13 protein-coding genes are annotated in these 17668 nt (G+C 55.7%); 5 read left to right on the forward strand and 8 right to left on the reverse strand.

The window, feature by feature from the left end:
- Positions 1–108 precede the first annotated feature (108 nt).
- The gene (locus ACQKEN_RS11275; protein ID WP_427685521.1) at positions 109–1224 is read right to left on the reverse strand and encodes a hypothetical protein; all 1116 of its coding nucleotides are present in this window, start codon (positions 1222–1224) and stop codon (positions 109–111) included.
- A 422-nt stretch (positions 1225–1646) separates the two neighbouring features.
- Between ACQKEN_RS11275 and ACQKEN_RS11280 the strand changes: the two genes are divergently transcribed.
- Positions 1647–3089, forward strand: coding sequence for a mannose-1-phosphate guanylyltransferase/mannose-6-phosphate isomerase (locus tag ACQKEN_RS11280; RefSeq protein WP_427685522.1), 1443 nt, complete (start codon positions 1647–1649; stop codon positions 3087–3089).
- A 529-nt stretch (positions 3090–3618) separates the two neighbouring features.
- The gene (locus tag ACQKEN_RS11285) at positions 3619–4650 is read left to right on the forward strand and encodes an acyltransferase (RefSeq protein WP_427685566.1); all 1032 of its coding nucleotides are present in this window, start codon (positions 3619–3621) and stop codon (positions 4648–4650) included.
- Positions 4651–4760: 110 nt separating this feature from the next.
- Here ACQKEN_RS11285 and ACQKEN_RS11290 read toward each other — a convergent pair whose 3' ends face one another.
- The 7 genes from ACQKEN_RS11290 to ACQKEN_RS11320 all read right to left on the reverse strand — a co-directional run bounded on the left by ACQKEN_RS11290 (position 4761) and on the right by ACQKEN_RS11320 (position 13741).
- Positions 4761–5147 carry a GtrA family protein gene (locus ACQKEN_RS11290; protein ID WP_108121661.1) on the reverse strand — a complete coding sequence of 129 codons (387 nt, stop codon included), beginning with the start codon at positions 5145–5147 and terminating at the stop codon, positions 4761–4763.
- Positions 5148–5152: 5 nt separating this feature from the next.
- Positions 5153–6097 (reverse strand): glycosyltransferase family 2 protein, encoded by a 945-nt coding sequence (locus ACQKEN_RS11295; RefSeq protein WP_108121659.1) that lies wholly within the window; start codon positions 6095–6097, stop codon positions 5153–5155.
- Positions 6094–7692 (reverse strand): DUF6311 domain-containing protein, encoded by a 1599-nt coding sequence (locus tag ACQKEN_RS11300; RefSeq protein WP_427685523.1) that lies wholly within the window; start codon positions 7690–7692, stop codon positions 6094–6096. Before ACQKEN_RS11300 ends, ACQKEN_RS11295 begins: the two co-directional genes overlap by 4 nt.
- Before the next feature lie 85 nt (positions 7693–7777).
- Positions 7778–10312, reverse strand: a complete 2535-nt coding sequence (locus ACQKEN_RS11305) for a glycosyltransferase family 4 protein (protein WP_427685524.1) — start codon at positions 10310–10312, stop codon at positions 7778–7780.
- Positions 10312–11736 carry a methyltransferase domain-containing protein gene (locus ACQKEN_RS11310; protein ID WP_427685525.1) on the reverse strand — a complete coding sequence of 475 codons (1425 nt, stop codon included), beginning with the start codon at positions 11734–11736 and terminating at the stop codon, positions 10312–10314. The genes ACQKEN_RS11305 and ACQKEN_RS11310 overlap by 1 nt, the downstream gene beginning before the upstream one ends.
- Positions 11736–12950, reverse strand: coding sequence for an ABC transporter ATP-binding protein (locus tag ACQKEN_RS11315; protein WP_108121651.1), 1215 nt, complete (start codon positions 12948–12950; stop codon positions 11736–11738). The genes ACQKEN_RS11310 and ACQKEN_RS11315 overlap by 1 nt, the downstream gene beginning before the upstream one ends.
- The gene (locus ACQKEN_RS11320) at positions 12947–13741 is read right to left on the reverse strand and encodes an ABC transporter permease (protein WP_108121649.1); all 795 of its coding nucleotides are present in this window, start codon (positions 13739–13741) and stop codon (positions 12947–12949) included. Before ACQKEN_RS11320 ends, ACQKEN_RS11315 begins: the two co-directional genes overlap by 4 nt.
- 447 nt (positions 13742–14188) lie before the next feature.
- Here ACQKEN_RS11320 and gmd point away from each other — a divergent pair, with 447 nt between their 5' ends.
- The 3 genes from gmd to ACQKEN_RS11335 all read left to right on the forward strand — a co-directional run bounded on the left by gmd (position 14189) and on the right by ACQKEN_RS11335 (position 17373).
- Positions 14189–15220 carry a GDP-mannose 4,6-dehydratase gene (gene gmd, locus ACQKEN_RS11325; RefSeq protein ID WP_065988336.1) on the forward strand — a complete coding sequence of 344 codons (1032 nt, stop codon included), beginning with the start codon at positions 14189–14191 and terminating at the stop codon, positions 15218–15220.
- A complete protein-coding gene (locus ACQKEN_RS11330; protein ID WP_427685526.1) occupies positions 15220–16116 on the forward strand; it encodes a GDP-mannose 4,6-dehydratase in 897 nt (298 codons plus the stop codon). The genes gmd and ACQKEN_RS11330 overlap by 1 nt, the downstream gene beginning before the upstream one ends.
- 135 nt (positions 16117–16251) lie before the next feature.
- Positions 16252–17373 carry a glycosyltransferase family 4 protein gene (locus ACQKEN_RS11335; RefSeq protein WP_427685527.1) on the forward strand — a complete coding sequence of 374 codons (1122 nt, stop codon included), beginning with the start codon at positions 16252–16254 and terminating at the stop codon, positions 17371–17373.
- The last annotated feature ends 295 nt before the right edge of the window (positions 17374–17668 follow it).

Here is a 17668-nt window from a genome sequence, read left to right on the forward strand (position 1 = left end):
GACGATGTAGGCGGGACCACTTCAGCGAGTGGTTTCGCCATCGATTCGACGTTAGCAGGCTGCTGACAATCTCGCGCTACGATGGACGAAGGTCCGAAGCCTGAACCATTAAAAGGATCTGTCTTCGGCCCTCCCATAAAGAATGTAGTGCAGAAGAGGATTTATGCCGGAGTCGCGAACATCTTGGAAGGCATTCAAATAAGCGGCCGAATTAAAATCCGCGCACGGATTTCGACCCTCGTATCCGCCATGCAATAGATAGTGAGCAAGCGGGTCCTGTGAAAAAGCCGGGTCACTTGCAACGTCTTCATAAAATGCGAGATACCAGTTCTCATCAAAAATCCCGCTTTGTCTGATCGCATCCACATAGGGATCAAGAACCCCACTTAAAAATGAAGATGGCAAGCTCTCCTTTCTTACCAGGTTGATAAGCGCGTCAAGATGGGCAGGATCATGTCTGATGCGAAGCGACCTCAACAAATAAGAGGCAGCCAGCATGGGGTTTTCATACTTTATCTCCTCGTACGCAATTTCCGCACACCAGTAGGAACTTTCGTACTGACTAAAGTCCACTGACATTAAGGCGTCGTTATTAACAATACTGAGGAAAAACTCTTTTAACAGGCCGACTTCTAGCAATGCCTCTGCGATCAAGTGACCTGCGTAATTCATTTCCTGCAGGCGAACTTCCGGATAAGCCGGCACGATATAACGACGAATAAATTCGCGATCTACGGTTTGCATTGGATCGAAGACCACAATGGGCGCAAATCTGGATCGCTTCGTCTCGGCAATATCTAAATGGGCAAACTTCACATGTGCAAAGAACTCATCGTTTATCGACGGATGAGCCGAATTCCTTGGACTTAAAGCAATCGCTCGGGCATCAATCCCACCAGCATAATAGATTGCGCAGTAACCTCCCAAGCTTGAGCCGTAGGTATAGACCTCATAACCTTCGAGCAAAGGTTCAACAAAACCCTTAAACGCGTCCAGGCTTAAAAGCTGATACTGACTGTGCAGAAGATGGGATACGAAGATATGATCAAAGCCCGCTTCAATACAGACATCTGTAGCAAATCCAGCGTCACGAAGATCATGCCCGTGCGCATCAAAGGTGATTATAAGTTTCTTCGACTTTATCGCGTGTCTGTAGTGGACGATCCTGAAGCCCACTTCATCTGCAATTAGGTTCTTAACAACACTTTCTTCATGACATTGCATCAGATGAGCCGTCTGCGCCTAATTCAAATCTGACGACATAGGGACTCGTCGTCTTCGAACGCCAGTAGAACACAACTCAGGTCCATCCGTGAAGCTGGTGGCGATACGTCCATGTCGTGTGCCATGTCGAACCGCTGATCCCATGGGCGTTCGAGCCCGACCGTACCAATGCGGACATGGGAGTCGTCATCCGCAAGGCCGCACGCTGAAAAGACGCCTTTGCACGATAACCTTGGCTTTGGGCGAATTCCTGTTCTCTGGTAATCTTGCGACCGCAGCCGCTCCTTCACCTCGTCTTGGCTTCCCTCAACCTGCACCCTCTTCGCTCGTTAGCGTTTGTATGATGGATTTGAGAGCTGGATGACTTCCCTGAGCGGCATATTCCGTCTGACAGCATTTTGTATGAGTGAGGATAGCCAGAAATGGATTTAATACCCGTAATTTTGTCAGGCGGCGTAGGCAGCCGGCTGTGGCCCGTGTCCCGCGAGGCCCATCCGAAGCCGTTCATGACGCTTCCCGACGGCCAGAATTTGATCCAGAAGACGTTCCTCCGGGCCGCGGCACTGGAAGGCGTTTCGCAAATCCTCACTGTCACCAACCGTGAGCTGCTCTTCAAAACCGAAGACGAATACCGGACCGTTAACAAGGCGGAGCTGGCTCAAGCTTTCATTCTTGAGCCGTTCGGCCGCAACACCGCCGCTGCCGTTGCAATGGCGGCGCTGCAGATCAAAGAACTCAATGGCGCTGACGCCCACATGCTGGTCCTGGCCGCCGATCACCTGATTCAGAATGAGCGCGCGTTCGCGGCAGCCGTTGAAAACGCGGTGCGCCTTTCCGAAAAGGGCTGGTTGGTCACCTTCGGCATTCAGCCGCAATACCCCGAGACAGGCTTCGGCTATATCGAGGCCGGTGGCTCCGCAGGCGAGGCAGGCGGCTTGAAAGTCTCCCGCTTCGTTGAAAAGCCGGACCTCAAGACCGCCGAGACGTACGTTGCCGCCGGCAACTACTTTTGGAACTCGGGCATGTTCTGCTTCAAAGTGGGCACCGTCCTCGAAGAACTCGCCAAACACGCACCTGACGTTCTGGACGCGGCAGTCGAGTCGATTGCAAGCTCTCGCTTGACCCAGTCGGCGGGCTACCACTGCCTGGCACTGGACGCGGACTCGTTCGCCAAGGTGCCGGATATCTCCATCGACTACGCCTTGATGGAACGCTCTGATCGCGTCGCCACTGTTCCTTGCGACATTGGCTGGAGCGACATTGGCTCGTGGAACGCGGTGAGCGAGTTGACCCCTCAGGACGACCACGGCAATCGCTGTGAAGGTGAAGTGCTTGCTCACGGCGCTCGCAATAACTACGTCCACAGCGAAGAGCGTCTCACCGCGCTGGTTGGCGTTGAAGATCTGCTTGTGATTGATACCGCAGACGCCCTGCTGATTGCGCACAAGGATCATGCTCAGGACGTGAAACATATCGTCACTCAGCTGAAAAAATCCGGGCACACGCTTCACCAGTTGCACCAGACGGTTCATCGCCCGTGGGGTACATACACCACGCTCGAGAACGGTGAGCGTTTCAAGATCAAGCGCATCGTGGTCAAGCCGAAAGCCTCTCTGTCCCTGCAGATGCACCACCACCGCAGTGAACACTGGATTGTGGTGAGCGGCATGGCGGTCGTGGTCAACGATGATCAGGAGCTGATGCTCAACACCAATGAATCGACCTTCATCCGAGCCGGTCACAGGCATCGCCTGAGCAATCCAGGCGTGATCGATCTGGTACTGATTGAAGTCCAGAGCGGTGATTACCTGGGTGAGGACGATATCGTTCGCTTCGAGGATGTCTACGGTCGCGCGGGTGCTTAAAACCATCTCGGTGTTTGTTAGCGCTTCACCGCTACACGCTTAAGCAAGGTGATGACCATTCCTCTCTGGATTGGTCATCAACCTGACTCTCAGGGATTCCACCCTCGACACTCGGCAGCGTGCTCCAGCACCTGCTCATCACCACCTATCCTTTCGCTGCGCACTCAGCTTGCCGCTAATCATTGCGGGGGCTTTCGACCCAGTATCGCTCTCACGCGGAACTCATTGAAGTAACTTCCTGCGTCCGCCTATCTACGGCGGCATACGCTCCGCATATGTCTCGGCGCCTTCAAAAGCCAACTCCGTAATACCGTAAGTCGCCCTATGGGGCCGGTCAGCACGACATCGTATTTGGTTCTTCTACGACTCGCCTGCATCCACACGCCGCTCAGTCCCGCAGGCCTGCCAAGAATTGCAACAAACCATCGAACCTTTGCATTATCCTTGCCCCGCGTAGGAAATTTCTGACAGGAAAAGCGCGCAGTACTTAAGCATGGACAGGTTAGGACGGGGTGATAATTTGAGCTCGGTGGTTTCGGATAAAAAAGTAAAAGAACGCGACTTCACGCTCGACGGCATACGCTTCATCGCTATTTACATGGTGATTCTGATCCATGTTTCGGCGAAAGGCTTCCCCTCCATGGGCGAACATTGGTGGGCAATCAATTTCTACGACAGCATTTCACGGGGCGCTGTACCGTTGTTTTTCATGGTGTCGGGCGCGCTGTTGCTGAGTAAAGAAACCAGCGCCAGGACCAGCCTCAAACGAGCATGGCGGATTGCAGTCCCGCTTTTTGTGTGGTCCATGATTTACCTCTCATGGTTTCGCTACACAGGAACCGAGTTTCCACACTGGATTCGCACTACCCTTCGAACGCCAGTCGCCCCTCACCTCTGGTATTTGTATACGTTGATTGGCGTATATATATTTCTTCCTGTCATGGTTGGCTTCTGCAAGATCCAGGACAGGAGTGCGCAGTATCTGGCCCTCGCCGGTTGCTTCTTCGGCAGCTGCATCGCCCCCATGCTTTACGCGCTGACTCAAAAAACTTACATCGGGGTCGAGTTTAATTTCCTTCCCCTGTATGCCGGCTATATCGTCGCCGGCTGGATGCTTTACAACCAGCTTGACTGGAAACGAGCGCCTGTCGCCCTAGCTGCTGCAGTCTGGGCCCTGTGCGCCGCTGCCACTGCGGTGTTCACCTGGCAGCATTCCATTAAGCTGGGCCGCGCAGACGAAACCTTCTATATCTATTCTTCGCCGTTCGTTGTTATAGGGGCAATTTCTTCGTTTGTCCTCTTACGGGCGCTTATGACCAGACTTTTCCAGAACAGTGAGAAGGTGAAGAATTTCCTGGCCAATGCCGGCAAGCTGAATTTCGGTATCTATCTGGTTCATGTGCTAGTGATGTTCTGGCTAGACTTGAACGGCATGGACTACCGATTCGCCAATCCATGGATTGCTATTCCGATCACAGCGCTGGCGATCTTTGTACTGAGCGCCGCTCTGGTGTACGTCATGCAAAAGATACCCCTGGTGAGGCAGGCCGTACCCGCGTGACTCGTCGCGGGTTCCTGAACGGGTCGTTGCATCACGCGTTCAGGAAACGCCGATCCTGAGGGGCTTCGTTCTGAAGCTCTTCCCTCATCAAAATCGCAGCGCAGAGCATCTCAATGGCTGGGGGCAAAGGCCCACATTTTCATGACCAGGTAGTTCAGTACCGGAACTACGAGAATCACCATCACCAAGCCAATCCCGTAATGCCAACCGGCATACTCCACTGCAGAAGTAATCAGCAGCGTCAAAGCGAGCGAGACCAGGGAAACTGCCAGGAACCGACGGTACCCGGCGAAACTGACCGGCGTTCGAAAAGTGAATCGGCTGTTGAGCGCGTAGGACATCAAGTTCGCGAATACAAACGCTATCCCGTTTGCCACGAAGGCCGGAGGCGCGAACGCCTCCATCAGGGCAATGACGATTCCGGCGTGTACTGCCGTGTTCGCCACACCGACCAAGCCGAAGCGTATGAATTCGTGATATCGCGCAGGAATGATCATGCGAGTTACTTGATCACATCGCGAACGATGTAGACGGGCCTCTTCTTCGACTCCGCGAAGATCCTGCCAACGTATTCGCCCAATACACCAATGCCTATCAACTGGACGCCGCTGGCGAACAGTACGGTGATCATGATCGATGCGTAGCCCGGAGTATCCGCGCCGAAGAATATGGTTTTTATCAGCAGATAAGCCGCATAGACAAAAGACAGCGCCGACACCGCGCAGCCCAGGTACGTCCATATTCTGAGGGGCGCAGAGCTGAAGCTGGTGATCCCTTCCAGGGCGAAGTTCCACAGCTTCCAGGTATTGAAGCTAGTAGTGCCATGCTCACGGGGCGCAACCTTGTACTCCACCGTAGTGGTACGAAAGCCCACCCAGGCGAACAGGCCCTTCATGAATCGACGCGTCTCAGGCAAGGTCTTAAGTGCCTCGACGACCTTCCGGTCCATCAGTCGGAAGTCCCCAACATCCGCCGGGATGTCGATATCCGAAATGCGATTGTGCAGCTTGTAGAAATAGTTGGCCGTGAGCTTCTGGATGGGACGGTCGGTCTCCCGGTCCACTCGCTTTGCCAAGACGACTTCTGCGCCCTCTTCCCACTTTCTGACGAACTCGAGAACCAGCTCTGGTGGATGCTGCAGGTCTGAATCGATAGGGACAACTGCATCGCCCGTTGCGAAATCCAGCCCTGCTGAAATGGCAGCTTCTTTACCGAAATTTCGCGACAGATCGACAACCGTTAAATAGTCGTTGGTGGCCTTGGCCTTCACCAGTTCCGCGTAGGTGTTGTCCCGACTGCCATCGTTGATGGCGATCACCTCCAACTCGTATCGCTCAGACAGCGGTGTGAATACCTCGTTGATCCGGTCGAAAAAAGCCTGAACGCCTTTTTCTTCGTTATAAAAAGGAGACACCAGCGAAATCTTGCGTTTTATCGAGTCGGTCATTGCGGTTCATGCCCTGATTGGTTAAGACGGCAAATGTAGGCGAAGTCTATCTCTTTACAGGTCGGATTTTGGCCGGCAGGAAACAGGGCTTTGACTTGCTCAATTTGCGGGATATCGCCTTTTACGAATACGTAGAGAGATTGGTCCATCGACGACGAAGCAATCTCTGCCTTGGTGCTCTCCACGCTGCAATTCGTATTTGAGCGGGCCACGTAGCCAGTGTTGATCTTGATGTTGTGCACGACCGCATAACGCATCGTCGGCATCAACGTTGATAATGTAAGCTCAGATTGGCCACAGCGGAATTTAGGGAAGAAATAGAGATATTTAACGTCGCCATTAGCCTGCTGATCCCATGCAGCCTGGGTCAGTACCGGAGATGCCGGGCGCTTGGCCGTATCGACAAGACGGTGGCGCAGATCTGACAAGTCCAACACCTGCAGCAGGATGAGCAAGATCATAGCCCCCCCGAACAGGATCTTGCCCAGCCGGTTGTACAGCGTAGCGATCGCAAAGATGATCACGCAGTAGCCGACTGGCCAAAAGAATCGACCGGAGGCGCGTAACTGCGAGGTGATCCTGTCCATGAAGGACGGATAATTGATCGTCACCAGTTGATGGGTGCCGTAGTAAACGATATTGGACAAAGCATATAGCGCAAACAAAACCATCAACCAGGTCAACGCTCTGTGCTTGGCAAAACCACCCACCACAGCGCTTCGGTTGAGGACGACACTGAGCATGTACGCAAGAATGATCCCGAGGCCTAAGTAGTTAAAACCTTCATACTGGCCAGGCATCTCAGGATCGGGGAATTTCAGAAAATGCCCACCATTGAACGGTGATAGCAGATTCATGGAGTAGATACCGAATCCGGTTTCAGGGCTTACTTCGACGCGCTCAAGCGGGAAGATGGTCAGGAACAGGCTCACACCGATGATCAAAAAGGGGATCAGCGCCTTGGCTATTTCGACCGGCTGGAACCTTGCACGGTTGTACAGGCAACTCACCACGTAAATGGCGCTCGCCATTACGAACAAATAAATATTGATGTAGAAACCGGCGACCAGCAGAAGCGACCAGCCCAAACGTTGCGGCTCGTCTGTCCTCCTGCAGCGGATGTAGAGGGCCAGGGCGCTCAGAATCATCCAGTGCGACATCAGAGAGATATGGCCCAATCGCGTTGTTAACGCTGGAAAGGTCAACAGGCAAACGGTCATCGCCAGTAATGCCAGCCAGGACTTGATTTGCAGTTCTCGCAGTATCCACCAACCGCACAGCGCCTGGCCCACAAATGCCAACGCCACCCATACGCCGAACGGGTTGAAAGGGGCGTAGCTGGCAGGCACCAGGATCTTCAACAGCAGTGCATAAAGAGGTATCGCATCGACAAACGTGGCGCGAGTCCCTTGCGGGTAGTTGATGCCGTCGAATGCCAACAGTGGAAAGTGAAACGGCGCGCTGAAAAACGCGTTGAAGCCTGCGAAGTATTGGGTGACGTCATCCACTTCTGTCGACCAGTAGGACGAGGTGCCCGCAACGAAGCCTGGAGGGAAATATCGCCAGACGAAAAGCAGCCCGATGGCCAGGGCCACGGCGAACCCGGCCCTCCCGGTTGATTCAAACTTGAAACCCATATTCAAAACGCCCCAAAGATTATGCTGTGTGTTGACTGACGCGTTAGAACGCGCACTTATTGATCTCGCCAATCAGTTGCTGTGCGCTTCCCTTCCAGGTCAGCCAGGGCATTTCTCCGGATTGCGGATGCTGCTTGTGCTCATACAGTTTCAGCCATTGGGTCAGACTGTCGGCAATGTCCTGTGCGGTTTCGCCAGCGAAGTACCAGGCGAACTCTCCTGCCACCTCACGGAAGACCGGAAGGTCCCGTGCGACGATCGCAAGCTTGTACTGGGCGGCCTCAATCAATGGCAGACCAAAACCTTCGCCATAGGACGCCGCCACCAGGCAATCGCATCGGTTGTAGAGGTGCTCCAGGTATTCGTCGCTCACGCCCTCGAGCCAGAGCAATCGCCGGCCCAGTTCGGGATGACTCACAAGCCGTGACGCCAACTCGTCCACCAGCCAGCCATGCTTGCCAACGATGATGAGGTTTGCCTGAACACCGGATGCCCACAGCAGCTCGAAAGCATCCAGCGTCTGTGCGTGACCCTTACGAGGTTCGAGAGTACCGACCATGAGGAAATTCGGGTTCGGCTCAAGGGACTCAATCCGCAGTGCCGGGTTCTCAGGCAGACCGGTGGACGGCATCGACTGATCGATATCCGCCCCCAAGTGGAATGCGCCTATGCGAAACGGGCGAGCGCGAGGCGAGGCATTGCTCGCCAGCCATTCACGCAACTCATCCGCCACCGCCTGAGAAATGCACATGGCTCCGTCATATTGGGCGACAGCACGAATCCATTTCTCGTAATGCGCCTGCAGGCTTTCAACGAAGCAGTGTGGAAGTTGCAGGATAAGCAAGTCGTAGACGACGAAGAAAATGCTGACGCCGTGAGCGCGCATTGTGTCGAGATAGGCCTGTTTGTGCGGCAAGACATCCATGAGCAGATCCAGACACAAATAAATGTCTCCGGCTGCATAGCTGATGGCTTCGTCCTGTTCGGCCTCGGCAGACTCTTTGCCGAGAAACATCGTGGTGAATTGCGCTGCGTACCTATAAAAGGGCTCGCCCGCTTTGGTGTAGACAGGCTTGATGACATAGCCTTCTGGAGGGTTGGTCAGCCACTCCAGCAAGATGCTGCGCACCACTCGCTGAATTCCGCTTTTCCCGTCGTGTTTGCACAGTTCGGAGATATCCACGAACAGAGTTGGCTTGTCCGCCGGCGCCTGCAGCGAGTAGTCGATGGCCTTGGCGAGACGTTCGATGTCGACAGCACCGCTGTGCAAGTGACCTGTCTTGACCAATGAATTGATCAGTGCCTGGGCGTTGTCGACCGCCGGGAGTTCTTCATTCGACAGTTCTGCAGGGTTGCGGGCGTTATTCACCGCCTGTTCAAACGCCGACACTGCGGCTTTGCCGGTGATGTCCCACGAGAAGTGCTCGGCGCGTTCAAGACCGTGAGCAGCCAACGCCGCGCGGAACGAGTCATCAACCAACACTTCGTGAAGCTTCGCGTGAATCGCGCGCACGTCGAACGGGTCAAAGGTCGCGTCTTCACGGCCAATGACCTCCGGCACGCTGGAAGTATTGGCGCCGATGACCGGGGCACCGCACTTCATCGCTTCAAGCGGGGGCAGGCCAAAACCTTCATGCCAGGACGGAAACACATAGACCGTGCAAGCGTTGTACAGCGCAACCAGTTCCTGATCGGTGATGTAACCGGTGAAAATCAGGTCGGTAGGCCCCAAGCCATGTTTTTCGGCCACGGAGCGGTATTGCATGATGTGCCCCAACGGCATCTTTCCTGCCAACACCAGCTGAACGTCACGCACCTCGGCCTTGGTGATGGCGAAGGCCTCAATCAACTGGGGCAGGTTTTTGCGCTCATCCGCGCCGCCGGAATAAAGCACAAACTTGTCGTGCAAACCAAACTGCTCATTGAGCGCATGACGTTCGTCCAGGCTTAACGAAACGGGCCGGAAGATGTCGTCCGCGGCAGTAGACACGTTGACGATGCTTGCCGCATCCAGAGGTAGCAGCGACAAGGCTTCCTCTCTCGCAAAATCAGAGATTGAAAGCAGCAATTGGTAATTCTTGAACGCCTCAACTTTCTCCAGGTAATGCTTTTTATATCCCGGGTTACCGTCGAGGTATTGCTTGGGGCTGACCAGAGGAATCAGGTCATAAAGCGTCGCACTGACCAACGCGCGCCCTTCGGTATTCGGGGCGCCAATGACTGCGTCATCGCCATAGCCCTCTACGGCACTGGTGACATGCACGATGTCCGGCTGAAGTTCATCAATGCAGGCTTGACGGATCTGCGCTGCAATCTCTTTTCGCGCGTTATTAGCCGGATCGTGATCAAACACGGGACCCTGGGCGTACCAGACACGGATATGACTTTGCGGCAACAGGCCGATGAAAGCAGCGCGTATGGTGTCAATGCTCTCGCTAAGCATGCCATTGAGCACCAGATACACTTCGTGCTCGCCGCGATTACGTACGATGCCTTGTGCCAGAGACAAGCTGTAGCGGCCAATCCCGCGAAATCTGCTCTCGGTCTGAGCACCCTGCAGGTCAATTACGATACGCATTAATTCCGGCCCTTTGTCATGGCGTCACGAAGGGCAGCCTCGATAGCTCGGCCCCGCTGGGTCAATGGTGCATGGTCGATTACGCCATGCAGCGGATCGCTCTCGACCGGAGCCGGGTCGAGGTTGACGCTACTGCGATATAACGTGCGCAGCTTTGCGGTCAACCAGGGCGTGCGTTTTAAAACCGACATCAATGGGCGCTGTATGGCGGGTCTGCGCGCCAGCCAGAGCTGGGCATGTACCACGCCCTCGCCAAGGAACTGCCTTGAAGTTGATCGAGTGGACCGGAACGGCCACAACAGTGCGCGGACCAGAAAGCGCAGTGGCGCGGTAATGCGCCAGGAGGTGCTTTTGCGAATGGCGATAAGTTGTTCTTCGTACCCAGTGGCGCGCACGTACCAGTTATGGGCATTGGACAGCGAGGAGTTGAGCTCAACTTGCAACGCATTCGCTCTGGCGATGGCCTCGGACACTTTGGCATTGGCGTCGCGTACTTTGGAAGAGGCATCGGCACTGGCTTTTGCAATGCTATCCGCGCAGCGTTCTTGCATAAGTCGCAACTGTTCGGCCTGCAGACTTTTTACGGTCTCCATTGCATTCACGTAGCTGTCCATCATGCTTCGATTGTCGGCAAGACTTATCGCCATATCACCCTCTAGTCCGGAAAAACGTCGCTCCAGAGCCTGATCGTAGCGAACCGCGAGTTGGTCAAGCGGCACACCATAGGCTTCATCGAACACAGAGTTGAACGAGGCAAGCAGTTCTGGCTGAGCCTGCTTTTGAGCGACGACGGCATAGTCAGGGCTTGTACCGGACAGCACTTCCCAAACGCCCAGCGGGCTGTTTTCGTCACGCAGCTCGGGCGACTCCTGAAGGCGCACGATCTTTGATCGGGTGAACCCCGTGTGTTCTGTCAGGAAGGACAGCAAGAGATTGGGCAACGGCCGTTCATGGGTGGGGTCAAGGTAGAAGCTGTTGGTGCCCACCACCACGCTTTCGGCGTTTGGCGTCTCAAGAATCAACAGGCCGGCAGGACGCAGCACTCTCAAGGCTTCGGCCACCAGCTCCTGCAGCACCGGAAACGGAATGTGCTCGGCGATATGAAACCCTGTAACGGCGATAAGGCTGTTGTCGGGCAAACTTCGCAATGCGCCAAGCGCGTCGTCCTTCCTGGCTGGCAACCCCAGCACACCACATGCCTCAAGCATCCCGTCGTCGAGATCGACGCCCGAAGGTGCATAGCCTTCGCGGCCGAGCAGCTCAAGCCATTCACCACGTCCACAGCCGAGATCAAGGACGGGCAAGTCCTGATATATCGCTTTCAGGGGGAATAAAAACGGCAGATATATCTCAAGCCGTTGTGAAATCAGTTCTCTGGAACCGCGGTACCGGTCCTCGAAAGCCCGGTAAAAACGATCATCCATCAGTAGCTCTCCACTGTCGGCGGCATCCAGGCCAAGCCGACAAACTCGCTTTGCGAAATATTGACCACGGTAAACACCAGCGTCAGGTCCACCCACTCATAGTTACGTGCGATATGACTATCCGTTGTGTGCAGGGCCACGGCGACGGAATAAGACCCGACGCCGAGATTCGCGGCAAAGTTGAATGAGTAACTAACCGTTTCACCAGCTTCGAGTGCCTGGGTCTTGCAGCCCAGATGATGGGTATTGGTTCCGAATACTGGTTGGCCCAGCCTGTCTTTGATCAGGTAGCCCACCACCAGCTCGGGAATCGCGCTGTTTACTTTCGTACTGATGCGCAGCGAGACATTTTCGCCAACCGACACGTATTCGATCGGATCACCCGCGGCGTTGTGCAAGGTAACGGAGGCGATGGTTGCTTCGCCGCTGCCGGAGCGCGTCTGGATCGAGCCGTCTTCCAGCTCCCGAAGTTGTACCGTCGCGTTTTCCTTCTCGGCAATCAAGGCGTTATAGAAGTCCATGACTTCTTCTGGCCGTCCATCCTTGATGACTGTCCCTTTCTCCAGAAGGATGGCGCGATTGCACAGCGCCTGTATCGAACCGCGATCGTGAGAAACGATCAGCAACGTCGTCCCCTGTGCCTGAAATTCGCGGATCCGATCAAAACTTTTGTGCTGGAAGTAGCTATCGCCCACCGACAGCGCTTCGTCCACGATCAGGATGTCTGGCCTAATCGCCGTCGCGACCGCGAACGCCACACGCATCTGCATACCGCTGGAATACGTCCTGACAGGCTCGTCGAAGTACTCTCCGATTTCGGCGAACGCCTCGATGTCGTCGATGACATCGGCGATCTGCTCTGCACTGAATCCCATGAGGCCAGCCGCGTGGAAGACGTTCTGACGGCCCGAGAGATCGGAGCTGAATCCCATGCCCAGTTCCAGAATGGCCGCAATCCGTCCATTGACCTGAACGCTGCCTTCGGTGGGCTGAAGGGTGCCGGTGATCATTTTCAACAGCGTCGATTTGCCCGCGCCGTTCTGACCGACGATGCCTATCGCCTCTCCAGGCTGGATAGCAAAACTGATGTGTTTGAGCACCCAGTGCTCTTCACTCGGTTTGGTCGGGATGCCAAACCAGCGACCTATGCGCTGGAATTCGGAGGCATAGACGCGATAAGCCTTCCCAAGGTTACTGACGGTAAGAAGACTCATAGTACGTCCACCATTTCTGGCGCGGCACGGCGAAACATAAACAACCCCAGCAAAAGCAGAGCAAGGGAGATGACAATTGTGATTCCAATCTGAGTGACATCAGGGGTCTTGGCGTAGACCAGAATGTCGTGATACGCGGTGACAATCGGGTACATGGGATTCATGTCCATGTAGGCTCTGAAGCGGTCCGGAATGATGTTTGCCGGGTAAACCACCGGCGTAAACCAGAACCAGACCTGAAGCAGAATAGGAATGACTTGACCCACGTCGCGAACAAAAACGTTCAGCACGCCCAGGACCAGACCAATGCCGACCGCCAATGCAGTAACGGCAACGGTCAGCGGGATGAGCCAAAGCATTTGGAGATGCGGCCACTGACCCAGCAAGGCAAACACGGCCAGCAGCGCGACGAATAGCAGCAGATAGTTGAGCAGGCACGATCCAACCACGATCACCGGCAAGGTAATCCGCGGGAACCGCATCTTCTTCATCAAGTTGCCTTGGTCGATGAACAACGTGAGACAGCGGCCGATGATTTCGGCAAAGAGGCTCCACGCCAGCATGCCCGACATCAAATACAGGGCGTAAGCGTATTTGTTTTCGATGCCCGGCAGCTTGGCTGCCAGTACATTGGAGAGCACGAGAGCGTAGATGGCTACCTGAGCCAATGGGTTGATGATCATCCAGAGGCCGCCCAACCGGCTGCGCGCGAAACGGGCGGAAAACTCATTACGTATGGATGAAAAAACGAAGCCCCGGTAACTCCAAAGGCTTCTGAGTAACTCCAACATTCGTGACTCCTGGTAGAAATGAAGCTGAGTGCTTCATCCTTGGCGATATGTGTACGGCGGCCTACGGGCCAGGCCTGAGGGATACGTCTGTCGGTTGGACAGACCAGAGTCAAAGTAGGTCCCGGCAGATTCCCGGCGCGCATTATATAGGCTCCGATCAGGAATCTCTGAAAAAAAGCGCCGATTTTGATGCGCGTTTTGTGCCTGGGCGCCAGGAAGTAAAGGAAGGGAAACTCACACGATCCGGCTGCATTGCCATCGAGCCTTGAAATCAACGAAAGTAGTCGCTGCGCAAAGCGCGGGCGTTACGCTCTCACCCTGCGGACTCTTATGACGGTGGGCACTTGGTGCCGTACCTGCCGGCGTTGTACCATGCCGCCCCTGCTCAGCATGATTTAACCAGCCCCCGTGCCTCAAGGGCACTCGAATGGAGTTCAAAGGATTCGCATGAAAGCAATCGTTACCGGCATCACTGGTCAAGACGGCGCCTACCTGGCTGAACTGCTGCTTGGCAAGGGCTACACCGTCTACGGCACCTATCGTCGTACCAGTTCTGTCAATTTCTGGCGGATCGAAGAACTGGGCATCCAGAACAATCCAAACCTGCACCTGGTCGAGTACGACCTGACCGACCTGTCGGCCAGCATCCGCCTGCTGCAGACCACCGAAGCCACCGAGGTGTACAACCTCGCCGCGCAGAGCTTCGTGGGCGTTTCCTTCGAACAGCCAATCACCACCGCCGAAATCACCGGCCTGGGCGCTGTGAATCTGCTGGAAGCCATCCGTATCGTTAACCCGAAAGTCCGCTTCTACCAGGCGTCGACTTCCGAGATGTTCGGTAAGGTTCAGGCCATTCCTCAGGTTGAAGACACTCCGTTCTACCCGCGCAGCCCTTACGGCGTCGCCAAACTGTACGCTCACTGGATGACCATCAACTATCGCGAGTCGTACGGCATTTTTGCGACCAGCGGTATTCTGTTCAACCACGAGTCGCCACTGCGCGGCCGTGAGTTCGTCACACGCAAAATCACTGACACCGTTGCCAAGATCAAGCTGGGTCTGCAGGACTCGCTGGTACTGGGCAACATGGACGCCAAGCGCGACTGGGGCTTTGCCAAAGAGTACGTCGAAGGCATGTGGCGCATGCTGCAGGCTGATGAGCCGGACACCTTTGTCCTGGCCACCAACCGCACTGAAACCGTCCGTGACTTCGTCGCGATGGCATTCAAGGCTGTCGACATCACCATCAACTGGAGTGGCGAAGCGGAAGAAGAGATCGGCACCTGCGCTGCCACTGGCAAGGTTCTGGTTTCGGTCAATCCGAAGTTCTACCGTCCTACCGAAGTTGAGCTGTTGATCGGCAACCCGGCCAAAGCCAAGGAAGTCCTGGGCTGGGAGCCTAAGACCAACCTGGAAGAGCTGTGCCGCATGATGGTCGAAGCGGACCTGCGTCGTAACGAAAAAGGGTTCTCGTTCTGATGAGTATCGCCGGCAAGCGAGCGCTGATAACGGGTATTCATGGATTTACGGGGCGCTACATGGCGGCCGAGCTCACAGCCCAGGGCTGCGAGGTCGTTGGCCTGGGGAGTAATCCGTCCGATGAAGCCAATTATTATCAGGCCGATCTCACCGATCTGGTGGGTCTGAGCAAGCTGCTGGCGGACCTTCAGCCGGACATCGTCGTTCATCTCGCAGCGCTGGCATTTGTCGGGCATGGCGCGGCGGATGCGTTTTACCAGGTCAACTTGATTGGTACGCGCAATCTGCTCGAAGCCATCGCCAATTGCGGCAAGGCGCCTGAAAGCGTGTTGCTCGCGAGCAGTGCCAATGTGTATGGCAATGCGTCGGAAGGGTTGCTCGATGAAAGCACCACGCCGGCGCCAGCCAACGATTACGCCGTCAGCAAGCTGGCCATGGAATACATGGCCAGTTTGTGGTTCGGACGGTTGCCGATCATCATCGCGCGGCCGTTCAACTACACCGGCGTCGGCCAGGCGGATAACTTCCTGCTGCCCAAGATCGTCAAACACTTCCGCGAGAAGGCCGAGAAAATCGAGCTGGGCAACCTGGACGTCTGGCGCGATTTCAGCGATGTCCGTTCGCTGGTGGCCGCTTATCGCGGGCTGCTGGAGGCCAAGCCGTTCGGCCAGTACGTCAACGTCAGCTCGGGCAAGACTCACTCGCTGCGTGAAGTGATCGACATGTGTCGCACCATCACCGGCCACGACCTCACCGTCGAAGTGAATCATGCTTTCGTGCGGGCCAACGAGGTCAAGACCTTGTGCGGCGACAACAGCAAGCTGAAATCGCTGGTCCCGGGCTGGCAGACGCCAGAGCTGAGCGAAACGCTTGGCTGGATGCTGGCCGACGCGTAACGCCGCAGTACCCAACCCGAAGCGCTGTGAGGCGCTTCGGGTTTTCCTTTATCCTCCGCTCCACCCATCCCCGCTTCGCCCGCAACGCACCTATCGCGAGAACAGCGGACGTTATCGTTTCGTCAGAGAATCCTGATGACCAAAGTTTTGCACTTCTTCAAAACCTACTTCCCGGAAAGCAAGGGCGGTGGCGTCGAGCAAGTCATCTTCCAACTGGCACAGGGTTGCCAGGCCCACGGGATCGAATCCCAGGTCCTGTCGCTGAGCACACAGGGCGCGGCGCGTAACGAGACGGTTGGCAATCACATCGCCCACCGTTCTAAACAGGATCTGTACGTTGCGTCGACGGGCTTTTCGCTGTCGGGCATTCGGGATTTCAAAGAGCTCGCGCGCGAAGCTGACATCGTGCATTACCACTTCCCGTGGCCGTACATGGACATCGCGCATTTCGCCGCGCAGATCAAAAAGCCGACGGTGGTGAGTTACCACTCGGACATCATCAAGCAGAAGACGCTGCTCAAGCTGTATGCGCCGCTGATGAACCGCTTTCTGGGGAGCGTTGATCGGATTGTCGTTTCTTCGCCCAACTATGCCGCCAGCAGTGAGGTGCTGACCCGCTTCAGGGACAAGGTCGAGATCATTCCGTTTGGGCTTGATCGCGCCACCTACCCTGCCCCGTCTCAGGCAAAACTGGAGCACTGGACGCAGCAATTGGGCGAACGCTTCTTTCTGTTCGTCGGTGCGCTGCGTTACTACAAGGGGCTGGATTTCCTGCTTGAAGCCGCGCACAAAAATCGCCTGCCGGTGGTGATCATGGGCGGCGGGCATCAGGAGCTGGAGCTCAAGGCGAAAGCCAAGGCGCTGGGGCTCAGCAATGTCGTATTTGTGGGCAGTCTGCCGGATGAGGACAAGAACGCGCTGCTGATGCTCTGCGAAGCGTTTGTCTTCCCGTCGCATCAGCGTTCGGAATCGTTCGGCATCTCGCTGCTGGAAGCGGCGATGTATGGCAAACCGATGATCTCGTGCGAAATGGGCACTGGCACCACGTTCATCAACATCGCGGACGAGACCGGGCTGGTTGTCCCGCCTCGCGATTCGGATGCGTTGGCAGCGGCGATGAATACGCTGTGGAATGACAGAGAACGTGCGAAGCAGATGGGATTGAAGGCGGTGCAGCGGTTTGAGTCGATGTTTACGGCGGAGAAGATGGTGCAGGGGTATGCGGATCTTTATCAGGATGTGCTGCGCAGGCGATAGGTCCTTTTGGGTGTGTCAGTTGTCCATGGGTTCGCCGATAGACTTTTCGCGAGCAAGGTGGAGCGCCACCCCGGGCGCTCCTACAGTGGATTGCGCCGGACGGGAAATGTGGGTGATGCGCTCAATCTGTGGGAGCCGGCTTGCTGGCGAACGCGGTAGGGCAGCTACGAAAATGTCGACTGACTTGACGCATTCGCCAGCAAGCCGGCTCCTACAATTTGTGCGCTGTGTCAGTTGTTCCCGGGTTGGCCGGGAGACTTTTCGCGGGCAAGGTGGAGCGCCACCCCGGGCGCTC

The organism is Pseudomonas sp. NPDC078416 (genome assembly GCF_050268485.1).
In the GTDB taxonomy this organism is placed as follows: Bacteria; Pseudomonadota; Gammaproteobacteria; order Pseudomonadales; family Pseudomonadaceae; genus Aquipseudomonas.

Bases quoted from the DNA above. Each gene is read 5' to 3' on its own strand.
- ACQKEN_RS11275 (WP_427685521.1), bottom strand. From the start codon at position 1,224: ATGCAATGTCATGAAGAAAGTGTTGTTAAGAACCTAATTGCAGATGAA.
- ACQKEN_RS11280 (WP_427685522.1), top strand. From the start codon at position 1,647: ATGGATTTAATACCCGTAATTTTGTCAGGCGGCGTAGGCAGCCGGCTG.
- ACQKEN_RS11290 (WP_108121661.1), bottom strand. From the start codon at position 5,147: ATGATCATTCCTGCGCGATATCACGAATTCATACGCTTCGGCTTGGTC.
- ACQKEN_RS11295 (WP_108121659.1), bottom strand. From the start codon at position 6,097: ATGACCGACTCGATAAAACGCAAGATTTCGCTGGTGTCTCCTTTTTAT.
- ACQKEN_RS11305 (WP_427685524.1), bottom strand. From the start codon at position 10,312: ATGCGTATCGTAATTGACCTGCAGGGTGCTCAGACCGAGAGCAGATTT.
- ACQKEN_RS11310 (WP_427685525.1), bottom strand. From the start codon at position 11,736: ATGGATGATCGTTTTTACCGGGCTTTCGAGGACCGGTACCGCGGTTCC.
- ACQKEN_RS11315 (WP_108121651.1), bottom strand. From the start codon at position 12,950: ATGAGTCTTCTTACCGTCAGTAACCTTGGGAAGGCTTATCGCGTCTAT.
- ACQKEN_RS11320 (WP_108121649.1), bottom strand. From the start codon at position 13,741: ATGTTGGAGTTACTCAGAAGCCTTTGGAGTTACCGGGGCTTCGTTTTT.
- gmd (WP_065988336.1), top strand. From the start codon at position 14,189: ATGAAAGCAATCGTTACCGGCATCACTGGTCAAGACGGCGCCTACCTG.
- ACQKEN_RS11330 (WP_427685526.1), top strand. From the start codon at position 15,220: ATGAGTATCGCCGGCAAGCGAGCGCTGATAACGGGTATTCATGGATTT.
- ACQKEN_RS11335 (WP_427685527.1), top strand. From the start codon at position 16,252: ATGACCAAAGTTTTGCACTTCTTCAAAACCTACTTCCCGGAAAGCAAG.